General features: G+C 64.2%; 14 protein-coding genes. 10 read left to right on the top strand and 4 right to left on the bottom strand.

What is annotated here, in order from left to right; translation table 11 throughout:
• The first annotated feature begins 152 nt into the window (after positions 1-152).
• The 3 genes from NKJ58_RS18090 to glcF all read left to right on the top strand — a co-directional run bounded on the left by NKJ58_RS18090 (position 153) and on the right by glcF (position 4,394).
• Positions 153-1,649 carry an FAD-linked oxidase C-terminal domain-containing protein gene (locus tag NKJ58_RS18090; protein ID WP_352519441.1) on the top strand — a complete coding sequence of 499 codons (1,497 nt, stop codon included), beginning with the start codon at positions 153-155 and terminating at the stop codon, positions 1,647-1,649.
• 203 nt (positions 1,650-1,852) lie between these two features.
• Positions 1,853-3,064, top strand: a complete 1,212-nt coding sequence (locus tag NKJ58_RS18085) for an FAD-binding protein (protein ID WP_023715640.1) — start codon at positions 1,853-1,855, stop codon at positions 3,062-3,064.
• Between the two features lie 4 nt (positions 3,065-3,068).
• Positions 3,069-4,394, top strand: a complete 1,326-nt coding sequence (gene glcF, locus NKJ58_RS18080; protein WP_023750649.1) for a glycolate oxidase subunit GlcF — start codon at positions 3,069-3,071, stop codon at positions 4,392-4,394.
• A gap of 4 nt (positions 4,395-4,398) precedes the next feature.
• On the opposite strand, the gene NKJ58_RS18075 is transcribed toward glcF, so the two are convergent.
• Entirely contained in the window at positions 4,399-5,319 is a 921-nt protein-coding gene (locus tag NKJ58_RS18075; protein ID WP_352519442.1) for a bifunctional 5,10-methylenetetrahydrofolate dehydrogenase/5,10-methenyltetrahydrofolate cyclohydrolase, read from the bottom strand.
• A 271-nt stretch (positions 5,320-5,590) separates the two neighbouring features.
• Positions 5,591-6,334 carry a L,D-transpeptidase gene (locus tag NKJ58_RS18070; RefSeq protein ID WP_023715642.1) on the bottom strand — a complete coding sequence of 248 codons (744 nt, stop codon included), beginning with the start codon at positions 6,332-6,334 and terminating at the stop codon, positions 5,591-5,593.
• Positions 6,335-6,543: 209 nt separating this feature from the next.
• On the opposite strand from NKJ58_RS18070, the gene NKJ58_RS18065 reads away from it, so the two are divergent.
• Positions 6,544-7,182: a DNA-3-methyladenine glycosylase I gene (locus NKJ58_RS18065; RefSeq protein ID WP_023715643.1), complete on the top strand. Its 639-nt coding sequence runs from the start codon at positions 6,544-6,546 to the stop codon at positions 7,180-7,182.
• Between the two features lie 127 nt (positions 7,183-7,309).
• Here NKJ58_RS18065 and NKJ58_RS18060 read toward each other — a convergent pair whose 3' ends face one another.
• Complete coding sequence (locus NKJ58_RS18060; protein WP_023681830.1) at positions 7,310-7,552, bottom strand: hypothetical protein; 243 nt, start codon at positions 7,550-7,552, stop codon at positions 7,310-7,312.
• Between the two features lie 203 nt (positions 7,553-7,755).
• On the opposite strand from NKJ58_RS18060, the gene hisS reads away from it, so the two are divergent.
• From hisS to NKJ58_RS18035, 5 genes are all read left to right on the top strand, one after another.
• On the top strand, positions 7,756-9,261 hold the full coding sequence (gene hisS / locus NKJ58_RS18055; RefSeq protein ID WP_352853562.1) for a histidine--tRNA ligase: 1,506 nt from the start codon (positions 7,756-7,758) through the stop codon (positions 9,259-9,261).
• 172 nt (positions 9,262-9,433) lie between these two features.
• Complete coding sequence (locus tag NKJ58_RS18050) at positions 9,434-10,555, top strand: ATP phosphoribosyltransferase regulatory subunit (protein ID WP_023681828.1); 1,122 nt, start codon at positions 9,434-9,436, stop codon at positions 10,553-10,555.
• Entirely contained in the window at positions 10,552-11,253 is a 702-nt protein-coding gene (gene hisG / locus NKJ58_RS18045) for an ATP phosphoribosyltransferase (protein ID WP_352812806.1), read from the top strand. The genes NKJ58_RS18050 and hisG overlap by 4 nt, the downstream gene beginning before the upstream one ends.
• 229 nt (positions 11,254-11,482) lie before the next feature.
• Entirely contained in the window at positions 11,483-13,243 is a 1,761-nt protein-coding gene (locus tag NKJ58_RS18040) for an AMP-binding protein (RefSeq protein WP_023681826.1), read from the top strand.
• Between the two features lie 96 nt (positions 13,244-13,339).
• Positions 13,340-14,443, top strand: coding sequence for a calcium:cation antiporter (locus NKJ58_RS18035; protein ID WP_023701299.1), 1,104 nt, complete (start codon positions 13,340-13,342; stop codon positions 14,441-14,443).
• A gap of 107 nt (positions 14,444-14,550) precedes the next feature.
• On the opposite strand, the gene NKJ58_RS18030 is transcribed toward NKJ58_RS18035, so the two are convergent.
• Complete coding sequence (locus tag NKJ58_RS18030) at positions 14,551-15,459, bottom strand: hydrogen peroxide-inducible genes activator (RefSeq protein WP_023667719.1); 909 nt, start codon at positions 15,457-15,459, stop codon at positions 14,551-14,553.
• 140 nt (positions 15,460-15,599) lie between these two features.
• Here NKJ58_RS18030 and katG point away from each other — a divergent pair, with 140 nt between their 5' ends.
• The gene (gene katG, locus NKJ58_RS18025; protein WP_023667720.1) at positions 15,600-17,795 is read left to right on the top strand and encodes a catalase/peroxidase HPI; all 2,196 of its coding nucleotides are present in this window, start codon (positions 15,600-15,602) and stop codon (positions 17,793-17,795) included.
• The last annotated feature ends 145 nt before the right edge of the window (positions 17,796-17,940 follow it).

Raw genomic sequence — 17,940 nt, 5'->3', positions numbered from 1 at the left:
GCGTTCGCGACCCTCCCCACAAGGGGGAGGGTGAATAGCGGCAGATTGCCGCTGCGGAAGGCGGGCAGTACGCTCTTTGCCCGACGCGGTGTTTGCAACATCCGAATGTAATTGGTAAAAGATTTTTACCAGCCAAGCGGAGAACGCCGCCGATGTCCGGCCTTGTCATGCCCAAGCCAGACGACGCCACTATGCGAAGGCGGGCGGAGATCGTCGCCGACATGCGCATCATCGTGCCGGGCGAGGGCGTCGTCGACGCCACCAATGAGATGCGCGCCTTCGAAAGCGACGGCCTCACCGCCTACCGGCAATTGCCGCTGGTCGTGGTGCTGCCGGAAACGGTGGCGCAGGTGTCGCGGGTGCTGAAATACTGCAACGACCGCAACATCCGTGTCGTGCCGCGCGGCTCCGGAACCTCATTGTCGGGCGGCGCGCTGCCGCTCGAGGATGCCGTGCTGCTGGTCATGAGCCGCTTTAACCGCATTCTGGCCATCGACTATCCCGACCGCATCGTCGTCGCTCAGCCAGGCGTTACCAATCTTGGCATCACCATTGCCGTCGAGCAGGAGGGCTTTTACTACGCCCCTGACCCATCCTCCCAGATCGCGTGCTCGATTGGCGGCAATGTCGCGGAAAATTCCGGCGGCGTGCACTGCCTGAAATACGGCCTGACCGCCAACAATGTGCTCGGCATCGAGATGGTGCTGATGAACGGCGAGGTGGTGCGCCTGGGCGGCAATCATCTGGACTCGGAAGGCTATGATCTCCTCGGCGTCATGACGGGGTCCGAAGGCCTGCTCGGCGTCGTCACCGAGGTCACCGTGCGCATCCTGAAAAAGCCGGAGACGGCCCGCGCTCTGCTGATCGGCTTTCCGACCAGCGAGCAGGGCGGCCAATGCGTCGCCGACATCATCGGCGCCGGCATTATCCCTGGCGGCATGGAGATGATGGACCGGCCGGCGATCCATGCCGCGGAAGATTTCATCCATGCCGGCTACCCCCTTGATGTCGAGGCGCTGCTGATCGTCGAACTCGACGGGCCGGGCGTCGAGGTCGATCACCTGATCGGTCTCGTCGAAGCGATCGCCTATAGGAACGGCTCCACCACCTGTCGCATCTCGCAATCCGAACAGGAGCGGCTGAGTTTCTGGGCCGGCCGCAAGGCGGCCTTCCCGGCGGTCGGCCGCATCTCGCCCGACTATTACTGCATGGATGGCACTATCCCGCGCAAGGAATTGCCGCGTGTGCTCGCCGGCATGCGCGAACTGTCGGGAAAATACGGCCTTGGCGTCGCCAATGTCTTCCACGCCGGCGACGGCAATCTGCATCCGCTGATCCTCTACGACGCCAACGTGCCGGGCGAACTCGACAAGGCGGAAAGTTTTGGCGCCGACATCTTGCGGCTCTGCGTCAAGGTCGGCGGCGTCTTGACCGGCGAGCACGGCGTCGGCGTCGAGAAGCGCGACTTGATGCCTGAAATGTTCGACCAGATCGACCTCGATCAGCAAATGCGCGTCAAATGCGCCTTCGACCCCAATCATTTGCTCAACCCCGGCAAGGTGTTTCCACAACTGCGCCGCTGCGCGGAGCTTGGGCGCATGCACGTGCATCGCGGCCAGGTGGCGTTTCCGGACATTCCGAGGTTTTGAGTGGCTAAGTTGGCGCGTGAACACCCCCCTCTGTCCTGCCGGACATCTCCCCCTCAAGGGGAGAGATTGGCAGCTTGCGCGCCTTACCCTTCCTTCAAGGTCGGAGATTGGCGAAATCGGACGCGACTTCCGATCTCCCCCCTTGAGGGGGAGATGTCCGGCAGGACAGAGGGGGGCGCGAAGGAACTCGACCCATCTTCGCCATGACGACCTTCACTCCCACCACATCGGCCGAGACCCTCTCCATCGTCCAATGGGCGGCGGCGGAAGAGACACCTTTGGAAACCATCGGCCACGGCTCCAAGCGCGGCATCGGCCGGCCACACCAGAGCGAACACACGCTCGATCTTTCGAAGCTCACCGGCGTCACCCTCTACGAGCCGGCCGAGCTGGTGCTGTCGGCCAAGGCTGGCACGCCGCTTTCCGAGATCGAAAACCTGCTCGCCGAAAACGGCCAGCAACTTGCTTTCGAGCCGATGGACTACGGCCCATTGTTCGGCGGTATCAAGGGAAGAGGCACGATCGGCGGCGTGCTTGCCGCCAACCTGTCCGGCCCGCGCCGGCTGAAGGCGGGCGCCGCGCGCGACCATATCCTTGGCATCAACGCGGTTGCCGGTCGTGGTGAAGCGTTCAAATCAGGCGGCCGCGTCGTCAAGAATGTTACCGGCTACGATCTGTCGAAGCTGATGGCCAACAGCTGGGGCACGCTGGCTGTATTCACCGATGTCACCTTCAAGGTGCTGCCGGCGGCCGAGATCGAGGTGACGCTTGCCGTGCGCGGCTTGCTCGACGATGCGGCGGCTGCCGCCATGGCGCTGGCGCTAGGCTCCAGCGCCGAAGTGTCGAGCGCCGCCCATCTGCCCGAGCGCACCGCCGCGCGCGTTGCCGGCGGCAGTCTCGGGGCCGACGCCGCAACGCTGCTGCGCGTCGAAGGCTTCGGCCCTTCGGTCGCCTACCGCATCGAGGCACTGAAAACCCTGCTCAAAAATGCGGGCCCGCTGCAGGAGATTGCAGGCGAGGCCTCGCATTCCCTCTGGCGTGACATAAGGGACTGCACGCCATTCGCCGACCGTAGCGAAAAGCCGGTCTGGCGCGTCTCCATGGCGCCGTCTCAGGCCCATCAGATGGTGCTGACGCTGCGCATGCAGATCGGTGTCAGCGCCTTCTACGACTGGCAGGGCGGGCTGGTCTGGCTGCGCATGGAGGAGGGCGATCCCGAGGCCGCCCTGCTGCGCGGGCTGATCAGAAAGCTTGGCGGCGGCCACGCCACGCTGGTGCGCGCCACCCCTTCGCATCGCGCCGCCGTTCCGGTGTTCGAGCCGCAGGCACCGCATATGGCCGCACTGTCGGCACGGCTCAAGGCCGAGTTCGATCCCAAGTCCATCCTCAATCCCGGCCGCATGGCCCAAGGCTAAGATAATGCAAACTAACTTCTCCCTTGCCCAGCTTGCTGATCCGCATGTCGCGGAATCGGAGAAGATCCTGCGCAAATGCGTGCATTGCGGCTTCTGCACCGCCACCTGCCCGACCTATGTGACGCTTGGCAACGAACTGGATTCGCCGCGCGGCCGCATCTATCTCATCAAGGACATGCTGGAGAATGGCCGCCCGGCCGACAAGGAGATCGTCACCCATATCGACCGCTGCCTGTCCTGCCTCGCCTGCATGACGACCTGCCCGTCGGGCGTCAATTACATGCACTTGGTCGACCATGCCCGCGCCCATATCGAGGAAACTTACAAGCGGCCGCTGCTCGACCGGCTCACCCGCGCCATGCTGGCCTTCGTGTTGCCCTATCCCGGGCGCTTTCGTGCCGCGCTGAAACTGGCGAGACTGGGCAAGCCGTTCATTGGTCTGTTCGAAAAGGTGCCGGCCCTGAAGCCGCTCAGCGCGATGCTGAAGCTGGCACCGGCCTCGATCCCGACGGTCTCGCCAATGGCCTCTCCCGGCGTCCATGCTGGCAAGGGGACGAAGAAAGGTCGCGTCGCCATCCTCACCGGCTGCGCCCAATCGGTGCTCGACCCCGCCATCAATGAGACGACGATTGCATTGCTGACCAGGCTTGGCGTCGAGGTCGTGGTGCCGCAGGGCGAAGCCTGCTGTGGCGCGCTGGTCCATCATATGGGCCGCGAGGCAGCAGCCCTTGCCTCGGCCCGGCAGAATGTCGATGCGTGGACGCGTGCCATCGACCAGGGCGGGCTCGATGCCATCGTCATCACCGCGTCCGGCTGCGGCACAACGATCAAGGACTACGGCTTCATGCTGCGCCTCGATCCGGCCTATGCCGACAAGGCCGCGCGGGTCTCGGCGCTGGCCAGGGACATTACCGAATATCTCGCAAGCCTCGACCTGCCCGAGCCGGTGCGCAAACCCGGCACCGTCGTCGCCTATCACTCCGCCTGCTCGATGCAGCACGGTCAGAAGATCATCCGCCAGCCGAAGGAATTGCTGTCCAAGGCAGGCTTCGTCGTGCGCGAACCGCGCGAGGGGCATCTGTGCTGCGGCTCCGCCGGCACCTACAACATCCTGCAGCCGGAGATTTCCGCAAGGTTGCGTGACCGCAAGGTGAAGAACATCGAGGCGACCGACGCCGAAATCGTCGCCACCGGCAACATCGGCTGCATCACCCAGATCGCTTCCGCCGCGAAGCTGCCGGTGGTGCACACGATCAAGCTGCTCGACTGGGCCTATGGTGGTCCGAAGCCGGAGGGCGTCTCCGAAGGAAACCTGGTCGCCGCCGAGTAAGCAGCTATTCCGCTGCCAGCCGGTCCACCACGCCATACGTCGCCTGGTAGCGCGCGCGCTGGCGGCTGAGCGCGACCATTGTGTTGCGCAAGAGGATCGCCACAGTGATCGGGCCGACGCCGCCCGGCACCGGCGTGATCCAGGACGCGACTTCCTTCACGCTCTCGGTGTCGACGTCGCCGACGATGCGGCTCGTGCCGTCCGGGCCGATCTCGGAATTGATGCCGATGTCGATGACGGCCGCACCGGGCTTCACCATGTCGGCCTTGATCAGCCGCGGCTTGCCGACGGCGACGAACAGCGCATCGGCGCGGCGCGCATGTGCCGCCACCGAGCGCGTCATGTGATGGCACACCGTCACCGTTGCGCCTTCGCTCATCAGCAGGAAGGCAATCGGCTTGCCGACGATCTCGGAATGGCCGACGACGACGACTTCGAGCCCCTTGAGGTCGAGGCCGGTTTCCTTGAGCAGCTCGACCGGGGCCGCAGCCGTGCAAGGCGCGAGGTCGAGCTGATTGTAGACGATATTGCCGATCGACGCCGGATGCATGCCCTCGACGTCCTTCAGTGGATGCACCGCCGCTTGCAGCGTCTTGATCGGGATATGCGCCGGCACCGGCCGCTGGATGATGATGCCGGTGACACGCGGGTCGGCGTTCAGGCCGTGGATCGCCGCCTCGAGTTCGCCGGCGCTGATGTCGGCGGGGAACCGCCGCTCCTCGAAACCGATGCCGGCAAGCGCGGCCTTGGCGCGCTGGTTGCGCACATAGACATCGACGGCAGCGGTATCGCCGACGGTGATCGACACCAGCTTGGGCGGAAAACCTTCGGCGGTGGCGATGGCGGCATCCTCGCGCACGGATGCCATGATGCGCTGGGCGACCGGGCCGCCCCGGAGATAGCGGCTATCGTCTGGCGGAGACATGGCTGAACCTTTGCAGCGAGTTTGGCGCAGGGGAGTTTGGCCGTCCCTATAGCAGGGGAAATGCGGCAAGGCAGCGTGAAAGCGAACCGTCATCCCCCTGGCGCGACGTTCTGGCGCAGCCTGGCTCAGCTATAGCCGCAAAGAGAAAGGGCAGCGCGGCTTCCCGGGCTGCCCTTTCCTGACTGGCCGCATCCCCACACGGCCCGTCCCCCGTAAACTCTTCCCGATCCCTGAAGGTCTAGCCTTCTGAACCAGATGATTCGGTAGCCGACTATATCACGACCACGGTCGTTCCAACATTGACCCTCTCGTAAAGGTCAACCACGTCCTCGTTGCGCATGCGGATACAGCCGGAAGATACCGAGCCGCCGATGGTCCATGGCTGGTTGGTGCCGTGGATGCGGTATTCCGTCGTGCCGAGATAGAGCGCGCGGGCGCCTAGCGGATTCTCTTCGCCACCGGCCAGATAGGTCGGGAGGTAGCGGCCCTTGGCAGCCTCGCGCTTGATCATCTCCGCTGGCGGGCGCCAGTCCGGCCAGACGCGCTTGTTGGTGATCTTGTGCGTGCCAGACCATTCGAACCCAGGCTTGCCGGTGCCGACGCCATAGCGCCGCGCCTTGCCGTTCTTCTCGACCAGGAACAGGAAGTTCTGCGTCGTATCGATGACGATCGTGCCCGGCTTCTGCGGGCCGTCATAGGCGACTTCCTGCGGCAGATAGAGCGGATTGATCTGCGGCCGCATCACCACGCGCTTGGCCGGCGCCTGCACGGAAGCAGTGCGCACCCGATCGGGTCGCGCCGGCTGCGCATAGCGAAGTCGCGGCTGCTGGACCATCTGTCGGCTCTGCCGCACGATGCCGGGCGCCCGGCCAAGCTGCAGCACCCAGGGTGCGGAAAGGTCGGGGCTCACCATCACCGGCGGCCTGTCGGCATAGCGGTCGTTGGCGGCAGACGAGGTGACGCCGGCGGCCAGAATGGCCACGGCGCCGAGCACGGAACGCAAAAAGATCTTCATCGGAACGCACCTTGATCGTCGAACGGACGGAGGCGGAACTTGCCCCCGGTTGCGCGATCCTTGGCGCGAAGCGGCAACCGAAACATGAATCGGAATGCGTAAAATGCCGCTTTGTCAGTAAACCTTTTGGTGTGGTTACCGCCGGGTTCAGGAATCTGGTAAAGCCGCGGTAAATGCAGCGCGAAAGCGCGTTAACGGATGGATTGGCCATGGCGCAAGACAACACCGGACTGCTTACCGGCTCCGACGGGATCACGCGCTGCTTCTGGCACGGCAATCTGCCGGTCTATCTGCACTACCACGACCATGAATGGGGCCGGCCGGTCGCCGACGACCGCAGGCTGTTCGAAAAAATCTGCCTCGAAGGCTTTCAGTCCGGCCTGTCCTGGCTGACCATTCTGCGCAAGCGCGAGAATTTCCGCGAGGCCTTCGCCGGTTTCGACTTCGACAAGGTCGCCGCCTTCACCGACGAGGATGTCGAGCGCCTGGTCGCCAATGCCGGCATCATCCGTCACCGCGCCAAGATCGTCTCGACCATCAACAACGCCAAACGGGCGTGCGAAATGGTCGACGAGTTCGGTTCGCTGGCCGCCTGGTTCTGGAAGTTCGAGCCGGGGCCGGAGGAGCGGCCGGCGGTGGTGGACATGGCGCATCTACGCGCCAACCCGACGACAGGGGTCTCGATCAGGATTTCGAAGGAGTTGAAAAAGCGCGGCTGGACCTTTGTCGGCCCGACGACGGTCTACGCCTTCATGCAGGCGATGGGTCTGGTCAACGACCATCTCGAAGGCTGCGTGTGCCGGGAGCAGGTGGAGAAGGAACGCAAGGCCTTTAAGAGGCCGAAGTAGGGCGCTGTCCCCCTACCTCCCCCTTGTGGAGAGGTCGCGCCGAAGGCGCGGGTGGGGGTATCTTGGCGCCGCACCCCCACCCCGACGCTACGCGTCGACCCTCCCCACAAGGGGGAGGGTAAGGAACTCACGTCCCGCTGGCGCCAGTCAGGAACAATCCCGCCACAATCGCCGCCAGTGCCGCAAAGGCCGGATAAATCACCAGCAATCCGGTCATCAGCGCCTCGCGCATGGTGGAACCCTTGCGCTCGTCGGCGGTGACCTCAAACGGACCGAGGCTCGCCGTCACCTGCGCACGGCTCTCGGCCGGCCGCAGCCGGACTTCATGCAGGCCGTCGTCTCTGATGTCGAACTTGTGTGCCGCAGTCATGGCCCCAACCCTTTGTTTCGGCGCGCTTATCGGCTCTGATTGTGTCGGCACGATGCCGCGCCGATGGCGGAATTGTTTCCTTTTGGTGCGTTTTGTTTCGGAGAAGAAGGAAAAAGCGCAAACCCTTGCCGCACAAAGCCGCTTCGGTTAGGACACGCCCACTCCAAACAAGTCATCGATTACTAAGCGAAAAGACCCATCCCATGGCCGACAAATCGGAAAAGACGAAAGCGCGGCTGCCGCGCGGCTTTGCCGACCGCAGCGCGGAAGATATCCGCGCCGTTGAGAAGATGATGGCCACGATCCGTTCGGTCTATGAGCTCTACGGTTTCGAGCCGGCCGACCAGCCGCTGATCGAATACACCGATGCGCTGGGCAAGTTCCTGCCCGACCAGGACCGGCCTAATGAGGGCGTATTTTCTTTCCAGGACGATGATGAGCAGTGGCTGTCGCTGCGCTACGACCTGACCGCGCCGACGGCGCGCTACGTCGCCGAGAATTTTGAGAAGCTGCCGAAACCCTATCGCAGCTACCGCTCCGGCTGGGTGTTCCGCAACGAAAAGCCCGGCCCGGGCCGCTTCCGCCAGTTCATGCAGTTCGACGCCGACACGATCGGTACGCCGGGCGTCGCAGCCGACGCCGAGATGGCCATGATGATGGCCGACGTGATGGAAGCGCTTGGCATCAAGCGTGGCGACTACGTCATCCGGGTCAACAACCGCAAGGTGCTGGATGGCGTGCTGGAGGCGATCGGCCTTGGCGGTGACAACAATGCCGGCCGCCGGCTGACCGTGCTGCGCGCCATCGACAAGCTGGACAAGCTCGGGCCGGAAGGCGTGAAGCTTCTGCTTGGGCCGGGCCGATGGGATGGCGGCAAGGAAGGCGAGGGCGACTTCGCCAAGGGCGCTGGTTTGGACGACGGGCAAGCTGAAGCAGTTCTCCTCGCCACGGCAAGGAACGCACAGGTCGACCAGGTTTCCATAGTGGGCTCGAACCCGACTTACCAAGAAGGCGTCGGCGAGCTCGCGACGATTGAAGCCCTGGTCAGGGCGGCCGGATATGGCGAAGATCGCATCGCCATGGACCGCTCCATCGTGCGTGGCCTCGAATACTACACCGGCCCGGTTTTCGAGGCCGAGCTTCTGGCCGAAATCCCCAACGAAGACGGCCAGATCGTGCGCTTCGGTTCGGTCGGTGGTGGCGGCCGCTATGACGGGCTGGTCTCGCGCTTCCGTGGCGAGCCGGTGCCGGCGACCGGCTTTTCGATCGGCGTCTCCCGCCTGATGACGGCGCTGAAGAACCTCGGCAAGCTGGACACCACCGATGTCATCGCGCCGGTCGTCGTGCTGGTGATGGACAAGGATACGGAAAGCCTAGGTCGCTACCAGAAGATGGTGGCCGATCTGCGCGCGGCCGGCATCCGCTCCGAAATGTATCTCGGCGGCGCCGGCATGAAGGCGCAGCTGAAATATGCCGACCGCCGCGGCAGCCCGGTCGCCATCATCCAGGGCGGCGACGAGCGCGCCAAGGGCAAGTTGCAGATCAAGGATCTGGTCGAGGGCGCCCGCATGTCGGCCGAGATCACCGACAACGCCGAATGGCGCGCCGCAAGGCCGGCACAGGTCACGGTGGCGGAGAGCGAGTTGGTCGCCGAGGTGAAGAAGATTTTGGCTGCGCAGGCCGCTGACCGTGCGAAGGGTGGCGCTTGAACGCCCCCCTCTGGCCTGCCGGCCATCTCCCCCTCAAGGGGGGAGATTGGATGTCGCGCATGGTTTCGCCAATCTCCGGCGTTGAAGAAGAGGCGCTGCGCTCCAAGCTGCCAATCTCCCCCCTTGAGGGGGAGATGGCCGGCAGGCCAGAGGGGGGTGCCTCGCGCCACGCATGACCTCCCGCTATCCCGCCATCGCATCCGAAATCACAAACCTCTTCGCCACCCGCAACACCCATGCGGTTGAGGTCGCGGTGCTGCAGCCGGCCGACCCATTCCTCGACATGGCCGGCGAGGATCTGCGCCGCCGCATCTTTCTCACCGAAAGCGAGACCGGCAAGACGCTGTGTCTGCGGCCCGAATTCACCATCCCCGTCTGTCTCGACCACATCGCCTCGCAGGCCGGCACGCCGCGCCGCTATTGCTATCTCGGCGAAGTGTTCCGCCAGCGCCGCGAGGGCGGCAACGAGTTTTTCCAAGCCGGCATCGAGGATCTCGGCGACCGCGATACGGCCAAGGCCGATGCGCGTTCGCTGGCCGATGCGCATGCGCTGCTGCAGCTGGTGCTGCCGGCGCAACCTCTTGCGATCACGCTCGGCGACCAGACCATCTTCGAGGCGGTGCTGGCGGCCCTCGGCCTGCCGCGCGGCTGGCGCATGCGACTTGCGCGTGCCTTCGGTTCGGCGCCGATGCTGCAGGCAGCGTTGTCCGATCTCGCCAACCCGCCACGCAACGGTCAGCTTGACGGCGAAGTCGCGGCCCTTGTCCTCAATGGCGATCTCGAAGCGCTTTCCGCCCACATTGCCGGCGGCATGGAAGAGGCCGGCCTGCTGGCATCCGGCGGACGCGCGCCCGCCGACATTGCCCGGCGGCTGATCGAAAAGGCCGAACTGCGCAGCGTGCGGTTGTCGAACGAAGCGTTTGCGGCGCTCAGGGATTTTCTCGCCATCGACGTGCCGCTCGACGGCTCGAGTGCTGCGCTCGAAAGTTTTGCGGCCTCTGCCGGGCTTTCGCTGGGCGCGGCGCTGGAAAAATTCGCCGCCCGCGCCAAAGCCATCGAGGCAAATGGCCTGCCTGCAAAGACGATCCGCTACGACGCTGCCTTCGGCCGTCCGCTGGATTACTACACCGGCATCGTCTTCGAGATCGCAGCACTTGGTGGCGAGCGGCCGCTGGCCGGCGGCGGTCGCTACGACCGGCTGCTGACCCTGCTCGGCGCCAAGACGCCGATCCCCGGCGTCGGCTTCTCTGTCTGGCTCGACCGCATCGAAGCGCTGCGGGGAGAGCCGCAATGATCACGCTGGCGATCCCATCGAAAGGCCGGCTCAAGGAGCAGGCCGTGGAGGTACTGGCCAGGGCCGGGCTTGCCGTCAGCCTGCCCGGCGATGAGCGCCAGTACCGCGCCCGCATCGACTGCGCCGAGGGCATCGAGGTGGCGTTCCTGTCGGCGTCCGAAATCGCCGGCGAGATTGGGCAAGGTTCGGTCGACCTCGGCATTACCGGCGAGGATCTGCTGCGCGAAAACCTCGCCGACTGGGAGGCGCGCGCCGAAATCGTCGCTCGCCTCGGCTTCGGCCATGCCGATGTCGTGGTCGCGGTGCCCGGCATCTGGCTCGACGTCGATACTATGGCCGATCTCGACGATGTCGCCGCCGATTTCCGCCAGCGCCACGGCAGGCGACTGAGGATCGCAACCAAATACTGGCGGCTCACGCAGCAGTTCTTCTCGCAAAAGCACGGCATCCAGGTCTACCGCATCGTCGAAAGCCTCGGCGCCACCGAAGGCGCACCGGCCGCCGGCCTCGCCGATGTCATCGTCGACATCACCACCACCGGCTCGACCCTACGCGCCAACCATCTCAAGGTGCTGGCCGATGGGGTTGTGCTGGAGTCGCAGGCTTGCCTGGTGGCTGCCCGGAAAGATCGTGCGCCGGCGGATGAGGCGCTAGTGCGGGAAATCGCCGCGAAGATGAGCGCGCTCCCTCCCCCTTGAGGGGAGGGTGGACAGCCGCCAAAGGCGGATGGACGGGTGGGGTCGCTCCGGCAGTGCTCGACGCGAGACGACCCAAGCCGGGTCGACCGTGACCAAGGAAGTCGAGCACTTCGCCGAGGACCCCACCCGCCTCGCTTCGCGAGGCACCCTCCCTCGAGGGGAGGGAAACCGCCTGTACTTTCCACCACCCCATCAGGCTGCTAGGCTCACTCATCGGGAGGAGACGGCGATGGCGATCAATCTCGACGAGCTCAAGAACGCCACCAATCTGCGCGGGCGCGGCAGGGCGTTCATCGCGCCGATCGATGGCAGGGCGCATGTCTCCGGCGAGCGCACCCCGTCGCTGCTCGACAAGACGATCCCTCAGCTTTTCTCCGGCACGGTCAGCAAATACGCCACGCAGGATGCTGCCGTCTTCGTCGGCCAGGACAAGCGCTTCACCTGGAGCGAACTGTCGGACACGGTCGATACGCTCGCCGCCGGCTTCCTGGCGCTTGGCCTCGAAAAAGGCGACCGTGTCGGCATCTGGTCGCCTAACCGCTGGGAATGGCTGGTCACCCAGTTCGCCACCGCTCGGATCGGCCTGATCCTGGTCAACATCAACCCGGCCTACCGGCTGACGGAGCTGGAATATGCCCTCAACAAGGTCGGCTGCAAGGCGCTGGTCACCGCCGCCAGCTTCAAGACCTCTGACTATCTCGGCATGCTCGAGACGCTGGCGCCGGAGCTGGCCAGGGCCACCCCCGGCAAGCTCAGGGCGCAGAAATTGCCGGCGCTGAAGATCGTCATTCGCATGGGCGATGACAACTCGCCCGGCATGTTCAATTTCGCCGACGTGCTGTCGATGGCCGGCCGTGACGAGCATGACAGCCTCGACCGCATCTCCGAAGGGTTGAAGCCGGGCGAAGCCATCAACATCCAGTTCACTTCGGGCACGACGGGCGCGCCCAAGGGCGCGACCCTGACCCACACCAACATCGTGAACAACGGCAATTTCGTCACCGTGGCAATCAGGCTCACCGTCGACGACCGGCTCTGCATCCCGGTGCCGCTCTATCACTGCTTCGGCATGTCGATGGGCACGATGGGCTGCGTCACCAAGGGCGCGACCATGGTTTTCCCGGGCGAGGGTTTTGACGCCGGCGCGACGCTGAAAGCGGTGGCGCAGGAACGCTGCACCGGCCTCTACGGCGTACCGACCATGTTCGTCGCCATGCTCGACCATGCGGATTTCGCCAGCTTCGATCTCTCCAGCCTGCGCACCGGCATCATGGCGGGCTCACCATGCCCGATCGAGGTGATGAAGAAGGTGGTGTCGCTGATGCATATGGAAGAGGTGACCATCGCCTATGGCATGACCGAGACCAGCCCGGTGTCGTTCCAGAGCAGCGTCGACGACCCGCTGGAAAAACGCGTCTCCACCGTCGGCCGCATCCACCCGCATGTCGAGGTCAAGGCCATCGATGCCAGTGGCGCCACCGTCGCAATCGGCACGCCCGGGGAGCTTTGCACACGCGGCTATTCCGTGATGAAGGGTTATTGGGACGACGCGGAAAAAACCCGCGAGGCGATCGACAGCGATGGCTGGATGCACACCGGTGATCTCGCCACGATCGACTCCGAGGGCTATTGCAACATTGTCGGCCGGGTCAAGGACATGGTCATCCGCGGCGGCGAAAACGTCTATCCCAGAGAGGTCGAGGAATTTCTCTATCGCCATCCCAAGGTCAAGGAGGTGCAGGTGTTCGGTATCCCCGACGCCAAATATGGCGAGGAGCTGTGCGCCTGGATCGTGCTGAAGCCCAACCAGATCGCGACCGAGCAGGAGATTAGGAACTTCTGCGCCGGCCAGATCGCCCACTACAAAATCCCCCGCTACATCCGCTTCCGCACCGAACTGCCGATGACGGTGACGGGAAAACCGCAGAAGTTTCTGATGCGCGAGGCGATGGTGGAGGAGCTAGGGCTGGTGGTGCAGAAGACGGCTTGAGGGGTGAGGGCCGGGGGACGGGACTGCCCGGCTTCTAAACGACACTGGGGTGCTCGACAGGCTTCCGCAAGGTTCGCCGAACGCATTGGGGCTTGAATGACTGGTTTCGCACGATCAGCGACTTCCTATGCGATGCCTTTGGCCGCGCTGGCACTGGCCGTTGCGGTCAGAGCCAGCGGGCTACCGGTGGACGAAGGTTCGCCGAGCGTCAGGATTCTCGTCGGAGCGCTCTCGAGTGCGATCATGTTCATCACTATTTTCGTGGTGCTCGATCACGCCGAGGCGGTGGCCCACCGTGTGGGGGAACCCTACGGCACATTGGTGCTGACTTTTGCCGTAACGGCAATCGAGGTGTCGATCATCGTTTCCATGATGCTGCATGGAGAGAACAACCCCACGCTTGCACGTGAGTCCGTCTTCTCGACGGTGATGATTGCCTCCACCGGCGTTGTGGGGACGTGTCTCACGTTTGGCGGCTGGCGTCATCGCAAGCAGGCAATTGTCCGGCAAGGGACAAGCGCATATCTGGCGGTTCTGGCTGCACTGACCGTCATGACGCTTATCCTGCCGACCTACACGCGGACCACCGATCCCGGCACATTTTCGGCAGCTCAGCTTGGCCTTGTGAGCGTACTTTCCGTGCTGCTCTATGCAAGTTTTGTGTTCGCGCAAACCGTCCGGCACCGGGACGACTTCATCGAAGGACTGGCACACGACCTTTCGGCGCGAACCGCCCCTCACAAAAGCATCTATTCCAGCGCTCTGCTCCTGGCAATCGGACTGATCGGAATTGTCATGCTCGCCGAGCAGGTTGCCGCAAGTGTTGAAAATGCGCTCGTTGCTTACCAGGTGACCCAGGCTGACAGCATTGTGGGGGCAATGATCGCGGGTCTGGTTTTGATGCCGGAAGCCATTTCGGCGGTTCGCGCTTCACTCAACAATGAGCTGCAGCGCGGCCTGAATGTCGCAATGGGTTCGGCTTGCGCCACTATTGGTTTGACGATACCTGCGGTCGCAGCAGCCAGCCTGCTTACGGGACGAGGGTTGACCCTGGGGCTCCCGGAAGCTGACGCAGTACTTTTGGTTTTAGCGCTTTTCATATGCGGCGTAAGCTTTAGCAACGAAAGGACGACCTTCCTGACCGGAATCGTCCATGCCGTTGTATTTTTTACGTATGTTTTTCTGGTATTTATCCCTTGAGGCTTTGGTGCGGTCTGGCGACCAGCCATCAATGCGGGTATTCGCGAACGCGCCTGATTTGAGTTTCTTTTCGGGGTTCCCAAGGCGACATCCAAGACCCAAACGACTCACACCCCCAGCACCGCCGCATCCAACCCCCGAATGATCTTCGCCAACTCGACGCATTCATCATGCCGCACCTTGTTGCGGCGCCAGGCGAGGCAGATCGTGCGTTGCGGCATTGGCTCCTGGAACGGCACGATCTTGAGGTCCGGCATGGCGCTGGCCGGCCTTGCCGCCATTTCGGGGATGAGCGTGACGCCGAGACCATGCGCCACCATCTGCAGCAGCGTCGTCAGGCTGGTGGCGCCGTAGCTTGCCATCGCTACGGGACGCACGCTGCCGCACAGGGCCAGCGCCTGTTCGCGCAGGCAGTGGCCTTCCTCCAAAAGCATCAACCGCTCCAGCGCCGGGCTTTCCGGCGGCACCGGTGGCGAGGCGAAGGCTGGATCTCCGGCTGGCACGGCGAGGAAGAAGCGGTCGGCGAACAGTTCCTCGGTGACCAGGCCCGGCTGCTCGAGCGGCAGCGCGGCAATGAAGGCGTCGAGCCGTCCGGTTGCCGTGTCCTCGACCAGTGATGCCGTCACTGCTTCGCGCAGTTCGAGCTGCAGGGACGGAAAATGCCGCTTCAGCTCCGGGAGCACATGCGGCAAAAGATACGGCGCCACGGTCGGGATGATGCCCAGCCGGAAGCGGCCTTCCATGGCCGGGCGGCCGCGCCGGGCCGTCGTCTCGACATCACTGATGTCGCGCAGGATGCGCTCGATGCGTGGCAGCAGCGCTTGCGCCTCTTCCGTCATCCGCACCGTCTTGCCGCCGCGCTCGAACAGCCGGCAGTTCAGCCTTTGCTCCATCTCGGCGATTTGCGCGGACAGCGCCGGCTGGCTGACGCCGGCGAGTTTTGCGGCGCGGCCGAAATGCAGCGTTTGCGCCAAAGCCTCGAAATATTGCATCTGCCGCACGGTCAAGCCAATCATAAGGAAAGCCTATCGCAACAAACAGGAAAGGCAATTTGTTTTTATCGAAGAGACGGCTTAGTCTGGAACCATTCCAGAGTGGCGCGGCTCCCGGCCGGCCCGGAAAAAACAACACATAAATCAGCAATTCGGAGGCCAAGATGGACGCGATGACCGACGACAACAGCGCCGGCAAATGCCCGGTCGCGCATGGAACCTCCGCCAGGACCAACCGCGACTGGTGGCCGAACCAGCTCGACATCGGCGTTCTCCACCAGCAGTCGAGCCTTTCGGACCCGATGGGCGAAGCTTTCGACTACGCCGCGGAGTTCAAGACGCTCGACCTCGACGCGGTGATCGAGGATTTGCACAAGGTGATGACGGATTCGCAGGATTGGTGGCCGGCCGATTTCGGCCATTACGGGCCGCTGTTCATCCGCATGGCCTGGCACAGCGCCGGCACCTATCGCATCGGCGACGGCCGGGGTGGCGCCGGTGCGGGCCAGCAGCGTTTCGCGCCGCTGAACAGTTGGCCGGACAACGCCAATCTCGACAAGGCGCGCCGGCTGCTGTGGCCGGTCAAGCAGAAATACGGCCGCAAGATCTCCTGGGCCGACCTGTTGATTCTCACCGGCAACGTTGCGCTGGAATCGATGGGCTTCAAGACCTTTGGCTTTGCCGGTGGCCGCGCCGATGTCTGGGAGCCCGAGCAGGATGTCGACTGGGGTTCGGAAACCAAGTGGCTCGACGACAAGCGCTATTCCGGCGACCGTGAGTTGCACGGCCATCTCGGCGCGGTGCAGATGGGCCTGATCTACGTCAACCCGGAAGGGCCGAACGGCAAGCCGGATCCGCTGGCCTCGGCCCGCGACATCCGCGAGACCTTCGGACGCATGGCAATGAACGATGAGGAAACCGTGGCGCTGATCGCCGGCGGCCACACCTTCGGCAAGACCCATGGCGCCGGTGATGCAACACTGGTCGGCGCCGAGCCGGAAGGCGCGGGCATCGAGGCGCAGGGCCTCGGCTGGTCGAGCAAGCATGCCACCGGCATTGCCGGCGATGCGATCACGTCCGGCCTCGAAGTTACCTGGACGACGACGCCGACCAAGTGGAGCAACAACTTCTTCGACAATCTCTTCAACTTCGAATGGGAGCTGACCAAGAGCCCGGCCGGGGCCCATCAGTGGACGCCGAAGGGCGGCTCTGGCGCGGCTACGGTGCCGGACGCGCACAATCCCTCGAAGCGTCATGCGCCGGCAATGCTGACCACCGACCTCGCGCTGCGGGCCGACCCGGCCTATGAGAAGATCTCGCGCCGCTTCCACGAGCATCCGGAGCAGTTCGCCGATGCCTTCGCCCGTGCCTGGTACAAGCTCACCCATCGCGACATGGGGCCGGTCGTGCGGTATCTCGGCCCGCTGGTGCCGAAGGAAGAGCTGATCTGGCAGGATCCGGTTCCGGCCGTCGACCATGAGCTGGTCAGCGACCAGGATATCGCATTGCTGAAGGCCAAGATCCTGGCTTCGGACCTCAGCGTTTCGCAATTGGTCTCGACCGCCTGGGCCTCGGCCTCGACCTTCCGCAACTCCGACAAGCGCGGCGGCGCCAATGGCGCGCGCATTCGTCTGGCGCCGCAGAAGGACTGGGAGGTCAACCAGCCTGTCGAACTGGCCACCGTGCTGGCGAAGCTCGAAGCCATCCAGAACGAGTTCAACGCAGGCGGCAAGAAGGTCTCGCTGGCCGACCTCATCGTGCTCGGCGGCGTCGCCGCGGTCGAGAAAGCGGCGCAGGATGGCGGCAATGCGGTGAAGGTTCCCTTCACGCCCGGCCGCACCGACGCCTCGCAGGCGCAGACCGACGTCCATTCCTTTGCGGCGCTCGAGCCGAAAATTGACGGCTTCCGCAACTATGTCAGGGGCAAACCGCCGATGTCGGTCGAAGCCATGCTGGTCGACCGGGCGCAACTGCTCAACCTGACGGCGCCGGAGATGACGGTGCTGGTTGGTGGCCTGCGCGTGCTCGGCGCCAACACCGGCGGCTCGAAGCATGGTGTGTTGACCGACAGGCCGGGCACGCTGACGAACGACTTCTTCGTCAACCTGCTCTCGATGAGCACCATCTGGGATCCGGCCTCCGAGCCGGGCTCGCATGAGGTCTATGAAGCACGCGACCGCAAGACCAGGGCAGTCAGGTGGACCGCCACACGCGCCGACCTGATCTTCGGCTCGCATGCGCAGCTGCGCGCGCTGGCCGAGGTCTACGGGTCGGCGGATGCCGGGCAGAAATTCGTTGGCGATTTCGTCAAGGCGTGGACCAAGGTGATGAACGCCGACCGTTTCGACATCGCTGCCTGATACAACCTCCCAAACGAAGGGGGGGGGGGGGGGCGCCGGCCCCGGCGGGGATGTATTATATAAACAAAAAACAGGGGCCGCGACGACTTACGTGTGTATTGCGGGGTGGGGGGGGATTATTAAAAAAAGAGAGGGGGGGGGGGGG

The organism is Mesorhizobium sp. M0139 (assembly GCF_040322455.1).
Lineage (GTDB): Bacteria > Pseudomonadota > Alphaproteobacteria > Rhizobiales > Rhizobiaceae > Mesorhizobium.
This window is presented reverse-complemented; position numbering and strand designations above follow the sequence as displayed.

What these genes read in the sequence shown, in the direction of transcription:
- NKJ58_RS18075 (WP_352519442.1), bottom strand. Translation starts at nt 5,319, where the DNA reads ATGTCTCCGCCAGACGATAGCCGCTATCTCCGGGGCGGCCCGGTCGCC.
- glcF (WP_023750649.1), top strand. Translation starts at nt 3,069, where the DNA reads ATGCAAACTAACTTCTCCCTTGCCCAGCTTGCTGATCCGCATGTCGCG.
- NKJ58_RS18030 (WP_023667719.1), bottom strand. Translation starts at nt 15,459, where the DNA reads ATGATTGGCTTGACCGTGCGGCAGATGCAATATTTCGAGGCTTTGGCG.
- hisS (WP_352853562.1), top strand. Translation starts at nt 7,756, where the DNA reads ATGGCCGACAAATCGGAAAAGACGAAAGCGCGGCTGCCGCGCGGCTTT.
- hisG (WP_352812806.1), top strand. Translation starts at nt 10,552, where the DNA reads ATGATCACGCTGGCGATCCCATCGAAAGGCCGGCTCAAGGAGCAGGCC.
- katG (WP_023667720.1), top strand. Translation starts at nt 15,600, where the DNA reads ATGGACGCGATGACCGACGACAACAGCGCCGGCAAATGCCCGGTCGCG.
- NKJ58_RS18070 (WP_023715642.1), bottom strand. Translation starts at nt 6,334, where the DNA reads ATGAAGATCTTTTTGCGTTCCGTGCTCGGCGCCGTGGCCATTCTGGCC.
- NKJ58_RS18090 (WP_352519441.1), top strand. Translation starts at nt 153, where the DNA reads ATGTCCGGCCTTGTCATGCCCAAGCCAGACGACGCCACTATGCGAAGG.
- NKJ58_RS18085 (WP_023715640.1), top strand. Translation starts at nt 1,853, where the DNA reads ATGACGACCTTCACTCCCACCACATCGGCCGAGACCCTCTCCATCGTC.
- NKJ58_RS18050 (WP_023681828.1), top strand. Translation starts at nt 9,434, where the DNA reads ATGACCTCCCGCTATCCCGCCATCGCATCCGAAATCACAAACCTCTTC.
- NKJ58_RS18035 (WP_023701299.1), top strand. Translation starts at nt 13,340, where the DNA reads ATGACTGGTTTCGCACGATCAGCGACTTCCTATGCGATGCCTTTGGCC.
- NKJ58_RS18065 (WP_023715643.1), top strand. Translation starts at nt 6,544, where the DNA reads ATGGCGCAAGACAACACCGGACTGCTTACCGGCTCCGACGGGATCACG.
- NKJ58_RS18060 (WP_023681830.1), bottom strand. Translation starts at nt 7,552, where the DNA reads ATGACTGCGGCACACAAGTTCGACATCAGAGACGACGGCCTGCATGAA.
- NKJ58_RS18040 (WP_023681826.1), top strand. Translation starts at nt 11,483, where the DNA reads ATGGCGATCAATCTCGACGAGCTCAAGAACGCCACCAATCTGCGCGGG.